We start from the raw sequence: 1,928 nt of genomic DNA, 5'->3' as shown, positions 1-1,928 counted from the left end.
CCCCAGCTTTGTCCCGTCCCGGGGCTGGATGCGCAGGCGCACACCATCTTCCGAGATTTCTGCACTCGCGAGGCGTGCAGCACGCAGGTTGAGGGTTTTTTCGGCCAGACGCTGTGTGAGGATGGCGTCGATCTGCGGGGCGATACGGAAGCGATGCACGTCCCAGAAGGGGCGCAGGTGACGTATCAGCCGTCGACGTTCTGGAAGAGAGAGTGCCGACCACAGAACAAGCCCTTGCCTGCGCACGGCATCAATCACTTCGTGCCACGACAGATCGGCATGATCGCGCAGTGCCTGTCGCACATGGCGCAGCAGGCCCCTTGCGGTCGGGGCCGGCGCAATGGGGAGAAGTTCCGAGAGCGCCGAGGCCTCGGCAGCATGAGCGCGCGGTCGTAGCCCACGCCGTGAGAAGGCGACGATGGGGCCGTGATGGCCGCGTGCGGTCAGGCTGGCCACGACATCGGCCATGGTAAGGCCCGTTCCGATAATGGCCACACGATCCTGCACCCCGATGCGCGACAGCGCATCGTCACGCCACGGGTTGGCAATCACGCGTCGGTCGTGGGCGAGCGTCCTGAGCGGCACCGGCAGGGCGGGTGCGGGATGAGTCAGGGCGATGACAAGCCGTTCCGCCAGGATCGGCGGCCCATCGCTAAGAGCGATACGCCAAAGCCTGTCGCGCGTGATATCGAGCGCCTCGGCGCGGATATGCCGCAACCGCCCCGAAGTGATCTCGGGGGCAAGGCGTGCCGCGACATAACGGCCAAACTGCGCCCGCGAGGGGTAGAGATCGCCAGAGGGCAGAAAGGCGTCAGGATCGGTGGCGGACAGGGCATCGAGATCGAGCCATGCACGGAAATCTCCCGGCACGCTGGTATCGAGACTCATGCGCGACGCCGGCACATTGATCCGGTGCTGCGGGTCCTGCGTGCCATAAGCGAGCCCCGCGCCAAGCTGGGCACGCGGTTCGATAATCGCCACCTGGTCGGCGACGAGGTCAGGGCGCAGCCGGAGCAGATGATAGGCCACCATCGCACCTGAGGCGCCGCCGCCGATAATGGCGACCGGGTAGGGGGGTAATGCGCTGCCCATTATGACGCCGCGACCCGTCCGGGCCTGTGGCTTCCGGCAATGGTTTCGCCAAACGGGCCCATATTGCTGCTGGCCTGCTTCGTACGTACGGGGTGAGCGGTAGGCAGGAGCGGCAGCACGAGTTCACCGAAGCGATAGGCTTCCTCCAGATGCGGATAACCTGAGAGAATGAAGCTGTCGCACCCTGCGCGGCGGTATTCATCCATACGCTCGGCAATGGTGGCCGGATCGCCCACGAGCGCCGTTCCCGCGCCGCCGCGAACCAACCCGACACCGGCCCACAGGTTCGGGCTGATCTCGAGCTTGTCACGCCGGCCGCCATGCAGGGCGCTCATGCGTGACTGCCCCACGGAATCGAGCCGCGCAAAAACAGATTGCGCCTCGGCAATGGTGGCATCATCGAGTTTCGAAATCAGCCGGTCTGCCTCTGCCCAGGCCTCTGCCGTCGTTTCGCGGGCAATGACGTGAAAGCGTATGCCAAAGCTGACCTCGCGACCCGCTTTCGCAGCAGCCTCACGCACACTGGCGATCTTCTCGCGCACAAGGGCGGGCGGCTCGCCCCAGGTCAGGTATTTCTGTACCCGTCTTGCCGCAATATCGATCCCGACATCGGAAGAGCCGCCGAAATAGAGCGGCGGGCCGTTTTCTTGATGGGGCGGAAAGAGCAGCCGACCATCCTCGATGCGGAAATGCGGCCCTTCATGGGCGATCGTTTCGCCACGCAGCAGGCGCGAATAGATATCCAGAAATTCGTCGGTAATGGCGTAGCGCGTGGGATGGTCATGAAACAGCCCATCGCCGCCATTCTCGCGCGGGTCACCCCCTGTTACGACGTT

General features: G+C 64.6%; 2 protein-coding genes. Both read right to left on the bottom strand.

The annotated features are described in order from the left end of the window. Window positions 1-1,092, bottom strand: a 1,092-nt coding sequence (locus P792_RS35155; RefSeq protein WP_035440944.1) for an FAD/NAD(P)-binding protein, incomplete at its 3' end; no start/stop codon positions are given. Further along, the coding region (locus P792_RS35150) for an LLM class flavin-dependent oxidoreductase (RefSeq protein WP_031241719.1) at window positions 1,092-1,928 on the bottom strand (837 nt) is incomplete at its 5' end. The genes P792_RS35150 and P792_RS35155, both read right to left, overlap by 1 nt.

The organism is Asaia sp. SF2.1, from assembly GCF_000505765.1.
Taxonomy (GTDB): Bacteria; Pseudomonadota; Alphaproteobacteria; order Acetobacterales; family Acetobacteraceae; genus Asaia; species Asaia bogorensis.
This window is presented reverse-complemented; position numbering and strand designations above follow the sequence as displayed.